The following is a 14259-nucleotide window of genomic DNA, read 5'->3' as shown; positions in this document are numbered from 1 at the left end:
TTGCACTTATTGATGCAATATGTTTAAATATAAACAGATTGCCCAAATGGCAATAGCCCTCTCTCCTCATCGGATGTGGCGCCCGCCAATCGAACCTTGGTTGGTGGCACGCCCTATCCGAGGAACTTTGGAGAGACGCGTGTCAGAAGAAACCACACCCCAGCAGCGTGCCGCCGCTACCAAGCGCAAGCGCACTATCAGTAAGACCGTCAGCGCCGCTGCGCTTTTGTTCGACGCGCACGGCTGGTACGGCGTGACGCTGGACGACATCGCCAAGGAGGCCGGTGTCAGTACGGCGGCGTTCAACCGCTACTTCGCCACCAAGCAAGCTGTCGCCATCGCGGCGTACACGCCGATGCTGCTGCCTGTCGTGAAGCAAGCTCAAGCAGCAAACCTAACCCTGGAAAGCTTCGTCTACGAGCTGGCGGAAGCGGTCGTGCAATGCCCAGTTCTGGCCATCTCGCTGCTTCCCGCAAGCCGCGACGTCACCAGAGTGGGCGACGAAACCCGATCGACATCACACGAAGTCGTCTTGGTGGACTTCGACCAGCTCGCCGACCTTCTCGGCCGACTGCTGGCGAACTATCGGGGCCGCAGCGACGACCACATGGAAGTCGCCGAACTCTACCTATCTGGTCTGCTGTCGTGGGTTCTCAAGCACCCCGACCGTTCCGGCGAAGACGCCGCGAACCTCGTGCTCAGCCAACTTCTCTGACACAACGCAACCCCGCCACCCGCAACGGAAACGCCCCGCGTACCCGTAAGGGTGGCGGGGCGTTTTCATTTCCAGCGTCGTGCCGCCTGGAACAGATCGACCACCAGGCCGTGGCCGGCCTGCGCCTGATCCCGTCCTTCAAGCTTCCGGGGGCGCGTCCTCAGAACGCGAGTCGTCCAACATCCGCTCAATCAGTCCCAGGTGCGCCGTCTTCTCCGTCGCTCCGCGGGGTGCCGTGGTCATCCCCGGTACGTGCACCGTCAGGGGCGGAGACGAGAGCGGCGGAGGTTCGGCGGGCTTCCCCAGTTCAAGCTCAGCCCAGACGACTTTGCCGCCTGACTGCGGCCGGTACACGTCCCACTGCTTCGCCATCGCGCAAATGAGCATCAGGCCACGGCCGCCCTCGGTGTTGTTGTCGGGGTTCTTCGCCACGGGGGCGTCCACGATTCTGTCCCACACCTCAACGAACAGACTGCCGTTCGTTGTGCGGAGCTGCACCCCGATGACGTGCTCTGCCCTTATGTCCCAAGTCTTCGGTTCCGGGTCCGTGATGCCGGTCATCTTCACGGCGTTGGTGACAAGCTCGCTCACCACCAGTTCGGCCACCTCGATGTAGTCGCCGAGCTTCCACCGATCGAGGATGTCCCGCACGAACATCCGCGAGCACGGTACGGCCGAGGACACAGCAGCAAGGCGGATGCTGGTGGTGAAAAGCTGGTTCGGTTGACGAGGCACATTCACGGGGCGGCGCTCCTCGGCCTGGACGGACACGGCGGGTACTCCTCGGCGTTGGGATGGACGAACCAGACATGGCCGCCTATGGCGTCCTCGATGACGCTCTGCATCACGAAGGACAGGGCGGGCAACGTGTGCAGGTGCGTGGAATCCGAGACGACTACGTTTCGCACGTCGTAGCGGCAGCAGTCAGTGACCAACGCGTCCCATGCCACGCCGTGCAGCCAGCGACGTTCGACGTAGACCCCGGCCAGCAAGAAACCTTCGCGAGCGGCGAAGTGGGCTAGTTCATCCGTCAGGCGCGTGACGGTGATGGGGTCGAGTTCAGGAAGTGCCCGGACGTAGCCGAAGAGCAGGGGGCGGGCATGCATCAGGTCGGTAGGCATCGCCCCTCCTCACTCAAGGGGGCGGTCGTCTCCTTGGAACCGAGCGTGATCTCAAACCACACGCTCTTCCCGATGACTCTGGGGATCACGCCCCAGCGATCCACCAGCGCGGCGACAGTGGCGAGGCCCCGGCCGTGTTCGCGGACGATTTCGCCGGGCGGAGTCGGCGGGATCAGCCTCGGCATCCCGCTTGCCCAGTCGCGAACGTCCACGCGGAGAAGATCGTCCGCAAGGTGGTAGCCCACCACAACGCGACTTCCTCGGGGCGCTCGCCCGTGGATTACGGCGTTCGTCACCAACTCGGTGACTCCCCACTCCAGTTGGTCAGCAACGTGGAGTAGACCCCACTCGTGCGCTAACTCGCGTGCTTTAGCACGCGCCACCGGTACGCAAGGTCGGTATCTCCTGTACCGCACCTGCAACGACCTCAGCTCAGCCATACTCGGTCCCCTCGTACGGGTCCAGTGCCTCTGGTGGTGCGAGGGGCCTAGGGCCACCCGAGCAGACACACCGTCACAGTAGGTACTGTGCACGGTAGTTGCCCCAAAGTGTCAAGTCCCTACTTTGGAGGGTGTCGAATGCTTGTTGCCCTCACAGTCGGCGAGCGGCACACTTGACCTGCGGAGAAGTAGTAGGAAGGCGGCCGACCAGTGCCGATCAACAACAACCCGACGTTCCGTCAGAGGCGGCTCGCACGCACACTCAAGGAGTTGCGGGCAGCGGCCGGACTGACGCATGCCGACGCGGCCAAGGTGCTTGGATCGGCAGAGTCCAAGGTCGGCCGGATCGAGAACGCCCAGTCCGGCATCCGCCTGCCCGACCTCCGCGCGTTGATGGACGCGTACAACGTCACCGACCCCACCGAGCGAAACGCGATCGAGAAGCTGTCGCGCGAGGCCAAGCAAAAGGGATGGTGGAGCCGGTACCTGAGCGTGGTCGATCCGGCGTACGCGGCCTACGCCGCTGTGGAGTGGGACGCCTCGGAGCTGTACAACGTCGAGACCAACTTGGTGCCCGGCCTGTTGCAAACCCCGGAGTACACGGAAGCACTGATCCGCTTGCAAGCCCCCGATGCGGGCAAGGAGCGGGTAGAAGCGCAGATCAACGTGCGGCGGGAGCGGAAAAGCATCCTGACCAGGGACAGCCCGCTGCAACTGTGGGTCATCGTCGCCGAGAACGTGCTGTACCACCAGGTCGGCAGTCGCGACGTGATGAAGGCCCAGCTTGAGGCTCTGATCGCGGACAGTAGGAAGCAGAACATCGAGCTTCAGATCCTGCCGCGCGAAGACCCCATGAACGCCTGCCTCTTCGGGCCGTTTGTGATCATGAGCTTCCCGACCTCGGCGGAAACCGACGTTGTGTACACCGAGTCACCGACCAGCACCCTCTACTACGAGGAGGCGGCCGACGTCGAGACCTACACCACACTCTTCCGCCGCCTGAACATGGCGGCGGCCAACGTCAGCAAGTCCCGGGCGCTCATCACGGACGCCCTTAAGGAAATGGAACAAGGCCGATGAAGCCATACATCGAAACCGCTTCGGCTTGCGGGTTGGAGTGGGTCAAGTCCTCGTACTCCGGTAACAACGGCAACTGTGTTGAGGTTGCCGCTCTGCCCGGCGGTGGTCGGGCGCTGCGTGACAGCAAGAACCCAAGCGGGCCCATGCTGACGTTCTCGGCCGAGGAGTTCGGCGCGTTCGTCGCGGGTGCGCGTGCTGGTGAGTTCGGACAGGCATAGCCGCTACACTCCCCGAACCAAAGAGCGCCCGACCTTCCCCGTGGTCGGGCGCTCTTTGCCTGCAAGATCGTCCGGTTAGATCGGCCGCACTTCCCTGCGGCCGTCTGGGCTGCTCCTGGTGGTTCAAGGCACGGGGGCGACTGACGCGCGACAGGGGCTCTGAGCTGCGGTTTTGCCCTCTCTGGCGGAGTCTGCCGACAGGGGCCTACCGGCCGATACACTGGACTTGTCCAGCGCATCGTTCGTGGTAGTGCTGCCCGAACACCACCCCGATCCGATGCACCAGCCGCGTCCGCTCCCGCGACGGGTCGATACCCGCCACCCGCAGGCGGCCACCGCTCGGCGTCAGGATCCCCGTCAGCATCTTGATCGTCGTCGACTTGCCCGCGCCGTTCGGCCCGATGTACCCGACCATCTCGCCCCGCGCCACACGGAACGAGATCGAGTCGACCGCCCGCACCTGCCGCCGCTCCCGTTTCAGGAACCCGGTCTTCCTGCGCACGTCGAAGACCTTCTCGACGCCCTCGACGTCAATGAACCCGGCGTCCATCAATACCCCTCAGCTCCCCGTACTCCGATACGACCGCAGCCCCGCCCGCCACGCCAGCCCGGCCAGCGCACAGCACCCCACCGCCACCAGCGGCGGCGCGAACGCCGCCCACTCCGGCAGCGCTGTCGGATACGGCCGCTCCAACACGTACGCCGCGGGCACCCAGTTGACGAAGGCGAGCGGCAGGACGAACGTCGCCCCGCGCACCAGGTCCTTCCCGAACACGGTCGGCGGATAGTGCAGCAGCGTGTTGCCCCCGTACGTGAACGCGTTCTGCACCTCGGCGGCATCCTGCGCCACGAACTGGAAGGCCGCACCCGCCACGAACAGCGCACCGAAGATCACCGCACCACTGACCAGCACCACCGGCACCAGCAGCACCTTCGGCACGGTCCACTCGACGTCGACCGCCACCAGCGCCCAGCCCAGCACCAGCACACCCTGCGTGATCCGGCCCAGCCGGCGCAGCGCGAAGCGGTCCGCGCCGACCTGGGCGAGCACCGGAGCCGGCCGCACGAGCAGCGTGTCGAACGAACCGTCCCGGATCCGGCCGCCCAGCACATCCATCGAGCCGAGCACCAGGTCCGCGAACCCGAACGCCGTCGCGGACAGCCCGTACAGGAACGCGACCTCGGGCAACGTCCAGCCGCCGAGCGAGTCGACCTGCGAGAACATCAGCAGGATCGCGACAAAGTCCAGCCCGGTCAGCAGCAGGTTCCCGAACACCGTGATGACGAAGGACGTGCGGTAGGCCATCGTGGACCGGATCCACATCCCGGCGATCAGCCCGTAGGTCCGCAGGCCGTCCCTGGCCCTCGACGACCCCACCGGCCTGGACGACCCCACCAGCCTGGAGATCTCAGCCACCCTGCACCACCACCCGCCGCGTCGCCGCCGACTGCACCAGCCGCCCCGCCGCCAGCAGCACCACCGCCCACACCGCCTGGAAGGCGTACGCCCCGAGCGGGTCGGTCTCCCCCATCAGCACATCCGCCGGCATCTGCAGCTGCGCCGCCCACGGCAGCGCCTGGACGACGTCACCGAGCGCGCCCGGGAAGGCGTTCAGCGGCAGCGTCATGCCCGAGCAGAAGACCCCCGTGACCATCAGCGCCTGCGAGACACCCGTGCCGTCCATGAGCCAGAACACGCTCAGAGCCACCAGATAGCGGATCCCGAAGCTGACCACCATCGCCAGCAGGAGCGCGACCAAGAACGCCCCCCAGGTGGTGACATCCCCCGGCAACGCCATCGGGAAGAACAGCGCACCGAACACGAACGGGATCACCCCCCGCCCCAGCATCTGGAACAGCGCCCGCCCCAAGTCGCTCGCCAGCCACCACAGTTGGAGATCGGCAGGCCGGTACAGATCGACCGCGATCCCACCCGTGCCGATACGGGCCATCAGATCCCTCTCGACGCCGCCTCCCTGGATCGCCAGCGTCGAGTACAAGGCCTGACCCAGCCACACATAGGTGACGGCCTGCGCCTGGTCGTACCCTCCCAAGTGGGGTCTCTCATCCCACAGCGCCAGATAGGTGTAGACGAGGATCAGGCCGAAAACGGTGTTGGTGAACACTCCGGCGGCCGTGGCGGCGCGATACGTCGCGTACCTTCTGAATCCCCCCGCCGCGACGGCCAGGTACAACCGTCCCGAGCCCACATCCACAGCCCTCCTCACCCGCGCAGACACCGAAGCGGAGGAGCCTAGTCCTCCAGTGATCCGGCCTGCCACGGGATTTCCGGCCGAGCGCGCGCCGGAATCCGGGAACGGAACGCTTGGTGCGAGAGTCTTCAAGAGGGGGCGCAGAAGGCGTAACGAGGCGTAACGAGGCGTACGGGAACGTACGAGGCGAAACAGGAGTCCGTGCACGACATGAGCGACGAGCCGCAGCAGCCGCAGCCGAACCAGGGCTCGGCACCCAGAGAGCCGGAGGCGGCTCCCGAGCCGGGCGGCCAGAAACCCCGGCGGCCCAGGCGCACCGGATGGCGCCGGATCCTCCCGACCTGGCGGACAGTGCTCGGCACCTTCCTCGTCGGCACCCTGCTGCTGATCGGCCTGTTCTACCTCGGCTACTCCATGGTCAAGATCCCGCCGGCCAACGCACTCGCCACCAAGCAGAGCAACGTCTACCTGTACGCCGACGGCAGCCAGCTCGCCCGGGACGGCGAGGTCAACCGGGAGAACGTCACGCTCGCACAGGTCTCCCAGGACGCCCAGCACGCCGTACTGGCCGCCGAGGACCGCGACTTCTACACCGAGTCCGCGATCGACCCCAAGGCGATGCTGCGCGCCGGGTGGAACACCGCGACCGGCAAGGGCAAGCAGTCCGGCTCGACGATCACCCAGCAGTACGTGAAGAACTACTACCTGGCGCAGGAGCAGACCGTCACCCGAAAGGTGAAGGAGTTCTTCATCTCGATCAAGCTGGACCGCAGTCAGTCCAAGGACAAGATCCTCGAGGGCTACCTCAACACCAGCTACTTCGGCCGCAACGCCTACGGCATCCAGGCCGCCGCCCAGGCCTACTACGGCATCGACGCCAAGGACCTGACGGCGGCCCAGGGCGCCTACCTCGCCGCCCTCCTCAACGCGCCCAGCGAGTACGACGTCGTCGCCCACCCGGAGAACAAGGCCGCCGCCGAAGCCCGCTGGAGCTACGTCCTGGACGGCATGATCACGGAGGGCTGGCTCAGCCAGGCCGAGCGGGACGGCACGAAGTTCGCGACGCCGAAGGAGGCCACGGTCTCCACCAGCCTGTCCGGGCAGCGCGGTTACCTCGTCCAGATCGTGAAGGACTACCTCACCAAGAACCGGATCGTGGACAAGGACGATCTCGACGCGGGCGGCTACCGCATCACCACCACCCTGCAGAAGGACAAGCAGGACGCCTTCGTCGACGCCGTCAACGACCAACTGATGGACAAGCTCGACAAGAAGAACCGCAAGGTCGACACATACGTTCGCGCGGGCGGCGCCGCCGTCGACCCGAAGACCGGCAAGGTCGTCGCGATGTACAACGGCATCGACTACGTCAAGCAGTACACCCCCAACGCCGCCCGCCGGGACTTCCAGGTCGGCTCCACCTTCAAGCCCTTCGTGTTCACCACGGCCGTGGAGAACGGCTCCACCACCCAGGACGGCCGCACGATCACCCCGAACACCTACTACGACGGCACCAACAAGCGCCCCGTGGAGGGCTGGACCGGCGAGACCTACGACCCCGAGAACGAGGACCAGGTCTCCTACGGCGACATCACCGTCCGCAGCGCCACCGACAAGTCCGTCAACTCGGTGTACGCGCAACTGGCCGTCGACGTCGGCCCCGAGAAGGTCAAGGAGACGGCCATCAAGCTCGGCCTGCCCTCCGACACCCCCGACCTCCAGCCGTACCCGTCGATCGCGCTGGGCACCGCCACCGCCAGCGTCCTCGACATGGCGGAGGCGTACGCGACCCTCGCCAACCACGGCAAGCACGGCACGTACACGATGGTCGAGAAGATCACCAAGGACGGCGCCGACGTCATGGAGCTGCCCAAGCGCAAGACCTCCCAGGTCATCAGCCGCGAGGCCGCCGACACCACGACGTCCGTGCTGCAGAGCGTGGTCGAGCAGGGCACCGCCACCGCCGCCCAGGCCGCGGGCCGCCCTGCGGCCGGCAAGACCGGTACGGCGGAGGAGGACACCGCCGCCTGGTTCGCCGGCTACACCCCGGAACTCGCGACCGTCGTCGCCGTGATGGGCCAGGACCCGGACACCGCCGCCCACAAGTCCCTGTACAACGTGATGGGCCTGCCCCGCATCAACGGCGGCGGTGCACCGACCGAGATCTGGGCCCAGTTCACCAAGGACGCCCTGAAGGGCCAGCCGGTCACCGACTTCGACCTGGAACTCCAGGAGGGCGCCGACGAGATCCAGCTCCCGCCGGCCCAGCCGTCCCAGGACCCCGGCACCGGCGACCCGACCGACGGCGGCACCACCACCGGCGGCGAGGACACCGAGGGCACGCCCCAGGGCCAGACCGAGGGCCAGACCGACGGCGGCACGACGGGCGACCCCACGACCGGCGGCACGACGGACGGCGGCACGACGGACGGCGGCACCACGACCGGGGGCACCACCGACGGCGGCACGACGACCGACGGCGGCACCACCACCGGAGGCACGACAGGAGACACGACCACCGGCGGCACGTCGGACGGCGGCACCACCACCGGAGGCACGACCGACGGAACCACCGGAGGCACGCCAGGCGGCACGACAGGAACCGCCGGCGGCCCGCTGTTCACAGCCCGCAGAGAGTAACCCTCCGGGCTCTCCTGACCCTCTGGACCCTCCGGGCACGAAAAAAGGGCTGGTGACGATGATCGTCACCAGCCCTGTCCAGCCGTCGTCCCACGTTGTTCTACAGGTACATCTACAGGTACAGCCCCGTCGAGTCCTCGGACCCCTCGAACCGGTCCGCGGCCACGGCGTGCAGATCACGCTCGCGCATGAGCACGTAGGGGACGCCCCGCACCTCGACCTCGGCGCGGTCCTCCGGGTCGTAGAGGACCCGGTCGCCCGGCTCCACGGTCCGTACGTTCTGCCCCACGGCGACGACCTCGGCCCAGGCCAGCCGACGGCCCACGGCCGCCGTGGCCGGAATCAGAATGCCACCGCCCGAACGCCGCTCGCCCTCGCTGGTGTCCTGCCGCACGAGTACACGGTCGTGCAGCATCCGGATGGGCAGCTTGTCGTGCTGGGTGCTCTGCTCGTTTCTGTTGGCGCTCACGCCTCGAACCTACCTGCCTTTACCGCCTGCGTACGCCGCCGGGTCAGCGCTTGCGACGCCGGGCACCCACAGCGAGCAGCCCGACCACACCGACCACCACCAGGGCGACGGGCACGATCCGCTCCAGCCGGGGCGCGCCCTCGTCGTCGACGAACCGGGCCTTCACCTGGCTCACGGCGCGGTTGACCCCGACGTAGGCCCGCCCGAGCGTGTGATCGATGTTGGACGCGACCTTGGCCTTGGCATCACCGACGATCGTCTTGGGATGCACCCGCACCCCTATCTCGTCGAGCGTCTCGGCCAGCACGTCGCGGCGGCGCTGGATGTCCGCCTCGATCTGCGCCGGGGTTCTGGTGTCCGACGTGTCCGCCACCGTAAGGCCTCCGAAGTCCGCTGCTGCCTGTCGCATGCCTGTCGCCGAACAGTCTGTCAGCTCCGCCCGCCTCCGCACTGTCAGGACCCCCCGTTACGCTGGATCGATGAGCGAGCGACTCCAGCCCGGCGACACCGCCCCCGCCTTCACCCTCCCCGACGCCGACGGCAAAGACGTCTCCCTGTCGGACCACAAGGGCCGCAAGGTCATCGTCTACTTCTACCCGGCGGCCCTGACCCCCGGCTGCACGAAGCAGGCCTGCGACTTCACGGACAACCTCGAGCTCCTGGCCGGCGCGGGCTACGACGTCATCGGCGTCTCCCCCGACCAGCCCGAGAAGCTGGCGAAGTTCCGCGACAAGGAATCCCTGAAGATCACCCTCCTCGCCGACCCTGACAAGACCGTCACTGAGGCCTACGGCGCCTTCGGCGAGAAGAAGAACTACGGCAAGACCTACATGGGCGTCATCCGCTCCACGGTGATCGTTGACGAGGAGGGCAAGGTCGAGCGAGCCCTGTACAACGTCCGGGCAACCGGACACGTGACGAAGATCATCAAGGACCTGGGCATCTAACCCGGGTATCCGAACGACACCCAGACATCAGGAGCCAGGTCGGCCCGCTGCGGCACCGACCTGCGCTCCTCGGTCCAGTCACCGGGAGCGAGCGCCTCGGCTACGCGCCGCCAGAAGCGGACGGCACCGGTGTTGTCGTCCTGAAAAGCGATCGTCCACTGCCCCGGATGCCGGGCGACGACATCCCGGACGGCGCGCATCCCGACGCCGGTCCGCCGAGCCCCTCGCACGACAAAGAAGCTGTTGAGCACGCGAGTAGCCCCACTGAGCCCCCGCACAAGGGCAAACCCGACGGGATGCCCACCACGGCTGACGAGATACGCCGCCCAGTCCACGTCCCCGGAGAAGGCAGCCTCCAGCCGCTCACTCCTGAACGTGCCGTCGGGATTGGGCAGTTGACCACCGAACTCGGACATGTCGTGCCGGAACATGAGCCATAGGCGTTCGAGCGCGGGGCGATCGGCGGGGGTGGCTGGGCGAATAGCCAGCTTGAGGTCTGAGGTCATGAAAAAAGCCTCCCGAACGGACAAGCGTCCACGCCCGGAAGGCCTCACTGATCAACATCAATCTATCAGCCCTTTTACATGTCGAGCGTGACTGTCTGATCAGCGGTTCGTTACTCCGTACGAGGCCACGAACGTGTGGCCGGAAACGGAGGGGGACGTCCATGCAGAACGCACCGCAATCGGCACCGAGCGCCACGGACTCGTACGGCAAGGATCAGCTCGCACCGGTTGTCGCCGAGGCCCGCAACTGGACCGATCTGATGCGGCGGCTCGGTCTCAGGACAAGCGGAGGACAACGCCGCGTACTGCAGGAGAAAGTGGCGGGGCATGGACTCGACACAAGCCACTTCGCCAAGCGCAGTCCATGGCGCAAGTACCCGGACTCCGCCATTGCCGAAGCCGCCGCCTCGTCGTCCTCGCTGCGCGAAGTGGCACTGAAGCTGGGCGCCACCCCAGCCACCGGCACTCTGTCTCACATCCGCCGCCGCATCCACGCAGCAGGTATCGACATCAGCCACTTCCCCGGCATCAACAGGACCGAACTGGACCTGCCCTTCACCACTGAAGAACTCAGGGCAGCCGCAGCAACGGCGACCAGTGTGCGCGGCGTGGCTCGCACACCGGGTGTACCGGACGACAGCCGCTCGCGCGCAACCCTCAGCCACATGCTGCGCGCCCGACACATCGACACAAGGCACTTCTCGCACCAGCGCGTATCGATCCCCGAGGACAGACTCCGCGACCTCGTACGGCACTCCGCCAGCTACGCCGATGTGATGCGCGGTCTCGGCCTGGACGTCAACGACACCAATCACCGGCGGGTCCGGCGAGCGGCGGCTCGACTCGGCCTCGACACGAGCCACTTCACACGCAGGGCATGGGGACGGCCGGAACGTCCGGCGCCCGCACCCACCGCCCACCGAGTTCTCGTCGTACTCCCCGATCACGCCGGGCGGACCAACAGGACTCAACTTCACCGTGCACTGACCGAGACCGGGGTGCCCTATGCGTGTGAGACCTGCGGCAACAAGGGCGAGTGGCTGGGGCAGCCGATCACCTTGCAGATCGACCATGTCAACGGGGAGTGGCGCGACAACCGTCGCGAGAATCTGCGATACCTGTGCCCCAACTGCCATGCGTTGACAGAGACGTGGTGTCGCCGGAAAGGGCCGGTCCCCCTCGCCGGATGAGCTGATCTCCCCGTACACTGAGCACTGCCGGTCGAGCACAATGACCGATATGGGCGGCCGTGGCGGAATTGGCCTACGCACAACATTTAGGGTGTTGCGGGAGAAATCCCTTGAGGGTTCGAGTCCCTCCGGCCGTACACCTTTGAATCGAAGGTCCACTCGGAGCATGTAGCCGGGTGGACCTTCGTCGCCTCAGCCCAACAACTCCCGCACCACCGGTACCAGCGCCCTGAACGCCTCCCCCCGATGGCTGATCGCGTTCTTCTCTGCGGCGGTCAGCTCGGCGCACGTCCGCGTCTCCCCCTCCGGCTGCAAGATCGGGTCGTAGCCGAACCCGTTCGTGCCCACCGGCGCATGCCGCAGTACCCCCCTCAGCTGTCCCTCGACCACCCTCTCCGTGCCGTCGGGAAGAGCAAGCGCCGCCGCGCACGCGAAGTGGGCGCCCCGATGCGCGTCGTCGATGTCGGCGAGCTGGGCCAGCAGGAGGTCCAGGTTGGCCTTGTCGTCGCCGTGGTGGCCGGACCAGCGGGCGGAGAAGATGCCGGGGGCGCCGTTCAGGACGTCCACGCAGAGGCCGGAGTCGTCGGCGATCGCAGGCAGGCCCGTTGCCTGGGCCAGGGCGTGGGCCTTGAGCAGGGCGTTTTCCGCGAAGGTGACGCCTGTTTCCTTGACGTCGGGGATGTCGGGATAGGCGTCCGCGCCGACGAGGTCGTGGGAGAGGCCTGCGTCGGCGAGGATCGACCTGAGCTCGGTGATCTTTCCGGCGTTGCGGGTGGCGAGGATCAAGCGGGTCATGGGGTTCAGTGTCCCAGGAGCCGCCAGGATCCCCGCCCCGGCCCTGTTACGGCGTGCAGACCTTCGTCAGTTCGCCGGCCGCGTCGGTCACCGGGCTGATGTCCGGCGTCTCGTCGCCGTTCTTGACGGCCGTACGGACGTTGTTGACGGCCTTGTTAAGGTCGTCGACCGCCTTGTTGACGTCGGCGTTGTCGGTCTTGTCGCCGATCTCGTCGAGGTTCTTGTCGATGGAGTCGAGGGACTCCTCGAGCTGGGTCGGGTCGTTCGCGGCGCCCTCGACGGCCTGCTGGAGGTCCGTGACGCTGTCGGCGATGGCGTCGGCGGTCTGGACGCAGTCCAGTGCCTTGCTGACGGCATCGCAGCCGGTGGTCAGTCCGGCGGTCAGCGCGACGGCCGCCACTGCTGCGGCGGCGATGGTGATACGACTGCGAAGACCGCGTCGGCTCGTGGCCATGGCTGTGCTTCCTCCCTGCTCAGGCCTCGCAGGCCCCCGTGTTGGCCGGGCGTACAGTGGTGTGCCGTACGCCCGTACCCCTAGGGACGCCGGGGCGGGCGGCGGGGTTGCCTCCGTCGGCCACCCTTCTTGGTGTTCCCTTTACTTTTCGAGGACCCTATCAAGTGCCTTGCGCTGGAGGTCCGCCAGCTCCGTGCAGCCCGAAACGGCAAGGTCCAGCAGGGCGTTGAGCTCCTCGCGGGCGAAGGGCTCGGCCTCGGCGGTGCCCTGGACCTCGACGAAGCGGCCGTCGCCGGTGCAGACGACGTTCATGTCGGTCTCGGCGCGGACGTCCTCCTCGTAGCAGAGGTCCAGGAGCGGGACTCCGCCGACGATGCCGACCGAGACCGCCGACACCGTGCCCGTCAGGGGCTGGCGGCCGGCCTTGACGAGCTTCTTGCCCTGGGCCCAGGCGATGGCGTCGGCGAGGGCGACGTAGGCGCCGGTGATGGCTGCGGTGCGGGTGCCGCCGTCGGCCTGGAGGACGTCGCAGTCGAGGACGATCGTGTTCTCGCCGAGCGCCTTGTAGTCGATGACCGCGCGCAGGGAGCGGCCGATGAGGCGGCTGATCTCGTGGGTGCGGCCGCCGATCTTGCCGCGTACGGATTCGCGGTCGCCGCGGGTGTTGGTGGCGCGGGGCAGCATGGAGTACTCCGCGGTGACCCAGCCCTCGCCGCTGCCTTTGCGCCAGCGGGGGACGCCTTCGGTGACGGAGGCGGTGCAGAAGACCTTCGTGTCGCCGAAGGAGACGAGGACGGAGCCCTCGGCGTGCTTGCTCCAGCCGCGTTCGATGGTGACGGGGCGGAGCTGTTCGGGGGTGCGGCCGTCGATGCGTGACATGCCGCTGAGCCTAGCGGCACATACGGAAGGGGCCCCTCCCGCCGTGGGCAGGGGCCCTCAGGGGGTGAAGCCGGGGATGATCCCGCGGTTTCACATCATGTCCTCGATCTCCGCGGCGATCGGGTCGGCGTCCGTGCCGATGACGACCTGGATCGCCGTGCCCATCTTCACGACTCCGTGCGCTCCAGCGGCCTTCAGGGCGGCCTCGTCGACCTTGGCGGCGTCCACGACCTCGGTGCGCAGGCGGGTGATGCAGCCTTCGACCTCTTCGATGTTGTCGATGCCACCGAGCCCGGCGACGATCTTCTCAGCCTTGCTGGCCATGTTCCTTCTCCCTGGTCCGAACCGCCTTGTGGCAGTAATCCACAGTTGCCCCATCTTTGCGAGCGGTCATGTCGTGGATGCCGAAGGATGGCTTTCACGACAGCGCACCGTCCGCCGACTGGTCTACACCACCCTATGGACGGCCGCCAACCCGCCCACCGTCAAGGCGTAGCTCCACGTAACTCCACGTAGGCCTGCGGTCACGGGAATCGCGGGTTCCTTATGCATCCTTCATCTGCTACAACAGGTCTACACCACTGAGTGGTGT

The 14259-nt window shown here is 66.9% G+C and carries 18 protein-coding genes, 1 tRNA gene and 1 pseudogene; 7 read left to right on the top strand and 13 right to left on the bottom strand.

All coding sequences use genetic code 11. From position 1 onward, the window contains the following. The first annotated feature begins 139 nt into the window (after positions 1-139). Positions 140-715 (top strand): TetR/AcrR family transcriptional regulator, encoded by a 576-nt coding sequence (locus tag AQJ91_RS25590; protein ID WP_159054651.1) that lies wholly within the window; start codon positions 140-142, stop codon positions 713-715. Positions 716-853: 138 nt separating this feature from the next. Here the strand turns inward: AQJ91_RS25590 and AQJ91_RS25585 are convergent, their stop codons facing one another. The 3 genes from AQJ91_RS25585 to AQJ91_RS25575 all read right to left on the bottom strand — a co-directional run bounded on the left by AQJ91_RS25585 (position 854) and on the right by AQJ91_RS25575 (position 2276). Next, entirely contained in the window at positions 854-1372 is a 519-nt protein-coding gene (locus AQJ91_RS25585) for an ATP-binding protein (protein WP_079085190.1), read from the bottom strand. A gap of 80 nt (positions 1373-1452) precedes the next feature. Beyond that, entirely contained in the window at positions 1453-1836 is a 384-nt protein-coding gene (locus AQJ91_RS25580; protein ID WP_067026113.1) for a hypothetical protein, read from the bottom strand. After that, positions 1821-2276, bottom strand: a complete 456-nt coding sequence (locus AQJ91_RS25575) for an ATP-binding protein (protein WP_067026110.1) — start codon at positions 2274-2276, stop codon at positions 1821-1823. The genes AQJ91_RS25580 and AQJ91_RS25575 overlap by 16 nt, the downstream gene beginning before the upstream one ends. A gap of 210 nt (positions 2277-2486) precedes the next feature. On the opposite strand from AQJ91_RS25575, the gene AQJ91_RS25570 reads away from it, so the two are divergent. Together AQJ91_RS25570 and AQJ91_RS25565 are read left to right on the top strand one after the other, a co-directional pair. After that, positions 2487-3356: a helix-turn-helix domain-containing protein gene (locus AQJ91_RS25570; protein WP_067026108.1), complete on the top strand. Its 870-nt coding sequence runs from the start codon at positions 2487-2489 to the stop codon at positions 3354-3356. Continuing rightward, a complete protein-coding gene (locus tag AQJ91_RS25565) occupies positions 3353-3574 on the top strand; it encodes a DUF397 domain-containing protein (RefSeq protein ID WP_067026107.1) in 222 nt (73 codons plus the stop codon). Before AQJ91_RS25570 ends, AQJ91_RS25565 begins: the two co-directional genes overlap by 4 nt. Before the next feature lie 253 nt (positions 3575-3827). Here the strand turns inward: AQJ91_RS25565 and AQJ91_RS25560 are convergent. From AQJ91_RS25560 to AQJ91_RS25550, 3 genes and pseudogenes are all read right to left on the bottom strand, one after another. After that, a pseudogene (locus AQJ91_RS25560) lies at positions 3828-4124 on the bottom strand (ATP-binding cassette domain-containing protein); the annotation flags it as partial. 9 nt (positions 4125-4133) lie between these two features. After that, positions 4134-4898 carry an ABC transporter permease gene (locus AQJ91_RS25555; RefSeq protein WP_067026204.1) on the bottom strand — a complete coding sequence of 255 codons (765 nt, stop codon included), beginning with the start codon at positions 4896-4898 and terminating at the stop codon, positions 4134-4136. Positions 4899-4983: 85 nt separating this feature from the next. Then, entirely contained in the window at positions 4984-5784 is an 801-nt protein-coding gene (locus AQJ91_RS25550) for an ABC transporter permease (RefSeq protein WP_067026202.1), read from the bottom strand. 213 nt (positions 5785-5997) lie between these two features. Between AQJ91_RS25550 and AQJ91_RS25545 the strand changes: the two genes are divergently transcribed. Next, entirely contained in the window at positions 5998-8427 is a 2430-nt protein-coding gene (locus AQJ91_RS25545) for a transglycosylase domain-containing protein (RefSeq protein WP_107122531.1), read from the top strand. A gap of 112 nt (positions 8428-8539) precedes the next feature. On the opposite strand, the gene AQJ91_RS25540 is transcribed toward AQJ91_RS25545, so the two are convergent. Both AQJ91_RS25540 and AQJ91_RS25535 read right to left on the bottom strand, forming a co-directional pair. Beyond that, positions 8540-8896, bottom strand: a complete 357-nt coding sequence (locus AQJ91_RS25540) for a GroES family chaperonin (protein WP_067026103.1) — start codon at positions 8894-8896, stop codon at positions 8540-8542. Positions 8897-8939: 43 nt separating this feature from the next. Beyond that, on the bottom strand, positions 8940-9269 hold the full coding sequence (locus tag AQJ91_RS25535) for a DUF3618 domain-containing protein (protein ID WP_067026101.1): 330 nt from the start codon (positions 9267-9269) through the stop codon (positions 8940-8942). A 106-nt stretch (positions 9270-9375) separates the two neighbouring features. Between AQJ91_RS25535 and bcp the strand changes: the two genes are divergently transcribed. Then, entirely contained in the window at positions 9376-9843 is a 468-nt protein-coding gene (gene bcp / locus AQJ91_RS25530) for a thioredoxin-dependent thiol peroxidase (protein ID WP_067026099.1), read from the top strand. Here the strand turns inward: bcp and AQJ91_RS25525 are convergent. Continuing rightward, complete coding sequence (locus AQJ91_RS25525) at positions 9840-10349, bottom strand: GNAT family N-acetyltransferase (RefSeq protein WP_067026097.1); 510 nt, start codon at positions 10347-10349, stop codon at positions 9840-9842. The two genes, bcp and AQJ91_RS25525, sit on opposite strands and share 4 nt — an antisense overlap. Before the next feature lie 161 nt (positions 10350-10510). On the opposite strand from AQJ91_RS25525, the gene AQJ91_RS25520 reads away from it, so the two are divergent. Continuing rightward, the gene (locus AQJ91_RS25520; RefSeq protein ID WP_067026095.1) at positions 10511-11539 is read left to right on the top strand and encodes an HNH endonuclease family protein; all 1029 of its coding nucleotides are present in this window, start codon (positions 10511-10513) and stop codon (positions 11537-11539) included. Positions 11540-11592: 53 nt separating this feature from the next. Continuing rightward, positions 11593-11676, top strand: a tRNA-Leu gene (locus AQJ91_RS25515). A 55-nt stretch (positions 11677-11731) separates the two neighbouring features. On the opposite strand, the gene rdgB is transcribed toward AQJ91_RS25515, so the two are convergent. From rdgB to AQJ91_RS25495, 4 genes are all read right to left on the bottom strand, one after another. Then, positions 11732-12334, bottom strand: a complete 603-nt coding sequence (gene rdgB / locus AQJ91_RS25510) for an RdgB/HAM1 family non-canonical purine NTP pyrophosphatase (RefSeq protein ID WP_067026093.1) — start codon at positions 12332-12334, stop codon at positions 11732-11734. A 46-nt stretch (positions 12335-12380) separates the two neighbouring features. Next, positions 12381-12788 (bottom strand): hypothetical protein, encoded by a 408-nt coding sequence (locus AQJ91_RS25505; protein ID WP_067026091.1) that lies wholly within the window; start codon positions 12786-12788, stop codon positions 12381-12383. Positions 12789-12929: 141 nt separating this feature from the next. Next, positions 12930-13667: a ribonuclease PH gene (rph, locus tag AQJ91_RS25500; RefSeq protein WP_067026089.1), complete on the bottom strand. Its 738-nt coding sequence runs from the start codon at positions 13665-13667 to the stop codon at positions 12930-12932. A 90-nt stretch (positions 13668-13757) separates the two neighbouring features. Then, positions 13758-13991, bottom strand: a complete 234-nt coding sequence (locus tag AQJ91_RS25495; RefSeq protein ID WP_067026087.1) for a PTS sugar transporter subunit IIB — start codon at positions 13989-13991, stop codon at positions 13758-13760. Positions 13992-14259 lie beyond the last annotated feature (268 nt).

Source organism: Streptomyces dysideae, from assembly GCF_001514305.1.
In the GTDB taxonomy this organism is placed as follows: domain Bacteria; phylum Actinomycetota; class Actinomycetes; order Streptomycetales; family Streptomycetaceae; genus Streptomyces; species Streptomyces dysideae.
This window is presented reverse-complemented; position numbering and strand designations above follow the sequence as displayed.

Bases quoted from the DNA above. Each gene is read 5' to 3' on its own strand.
- AQJ91_RS25575 (WP_067026110.1), bottom strand. From the start codon at position 2,276: ATGGCTGAGCTGAGGTCGTTGCAGGTGCGGTACAGGAGATACCGACCT.
- AQJ91_RS25545 (WP_107122531.1), top strand. From the start codon at position 5,998: ATGAGCGACGAGCCGCAGCAGCCGCAGCCGAACCAGGGCTCGGCACCC.
- AQJ91_RS25585 (WP_079085190.1), bottom strand. From the start codon at position 1,372: ATGTTCGTGCGGGACATCCTCGATCGGTGGAAGCTCGGCGACTACATC.
- rph (WP_067026089.1), bottom strand. From the start codon at position 13,667: ATGTCACGCATCGACGGCCGCACCCCCGAACAGCTCCGCCCCGTCACC.
- AQJ91_RS25525 (WP_067026097.1), bottom strand. From the start codon at position 10,349: ATGACCTCAGACCTCAAGCTGGCTATTCGCCCAGCCACCCCCGCCGAT.
- bcp (WP_067026099.1), top strand. From the start codon at position 9,376: ATGAGCGAGCGACTCCAGCCCGGCGACACCGCCCCCGCCTTCACCCTC.
- AQJ91_RS25565 (WP_067026107.1), top strand. From the start codon at position 3,353: ATGAAGCCATACATCGAAACCGCTTCGGCTTGCGGGTTGGAGTGGGTC.
- rdgB (WP_067026093.1), bottom strand. From the start codon at position 12,334: ATGACCCGCTTGATCCTCGCCACCCGCAACGCCGGAAAGATCACCGAG.
- AQJ91_RS25580 (WP_067026113.1), bottom strand. From the start codon at position 1,836: ATGCCTACCGACCTGATGCATGCCCGCCCCCTGCTCTTCGGCTACGTC.
- AQJ91_RS25520 (WP_067026095.1), top strand. From the start codon at position 10,511: ATGCAGAACGCACCGCAATCGGCACCGAGCGCCACGGACTCGTACGGC.
- AQJ91_RS25495 (WP_067026087.1), bottom strand. From the start codon at position 13,991: ATGGCCAGCAAGGCTGAGAAGATCGTCGCCGGGCTCGGTGGCATCGAC.
- AQJ91_RS25555 (WP_067026204.1), bottom strand. From the start codon at position 4,898: ATGTGGATCCGGTCCACGATGGCCTACCGCACGTCCTTCGTCATCACG.
- AQJ91_RS25505 (WP_067026091.1), bottom strand. From the start codon at position 12,788: ATGGCCACGAGCCGACGCGGTCTTCGCAGTCGTATCACCATCGCCGCC.